Source organism: uncultured Faecalibacterium sp., from assembly GCF_900066275.1.
Lineage (GTDB): Bacteria > Bacillota > Clostridia > Oscillospirales > Ruminococcaceae > Faecalibacterium > Faecalibacterium taiwanense.
In genome coordinates this window covers 1-340 of the sequence record NZ_FMFG01000110.1, presented here as the reverse complement: position 1 = coordinate 340, position 340 = coordinate 1, and the positions used below count along the sequence as shown (strand labels likewise).

General features: G+C 52.6%; 1 pseudogene. It reads left to right on the top strand.

What is annotated here, in order from left to right:
- Positions 1-24 precede the first annotated feature (24 nt).
- Positions 25-340, top strand: a pseudogene (locus QZL71_RS13240) (NlpC/P60 family protein); the annotation flags it as partial.

The window sequence follows — 340 nt, the reverse complement described above, 5'->3', positions numbered from 1 at the left end:
CCCATCGAGCATGACCCATGGCAGTTGACCTCTTTTCTCACGACTCTCTATGACGATTACACCCGGTCAGAGGTGCAGGGCAAGTTGAAGGAGACCTTCAAAAAGCAGTACAAGCTGACCACATGGGTGGAGGTGCAGATACGGTATAAGACCGTCTGGGTCATCAGTCCGGCAGGAATCCCAGTCCCTACGCAGGTGCCCTATGAGTACCGCATCTTCCACACCAAATTGGTGAATAAAGGGCTGGAAGTGGTTATCCGGGAGGAACTGGACAACGACCAGTGGAAACGCTATGAGATCTTTCAGGATACGCTGGGTGGTCGGCCTTATCTGTTCAACG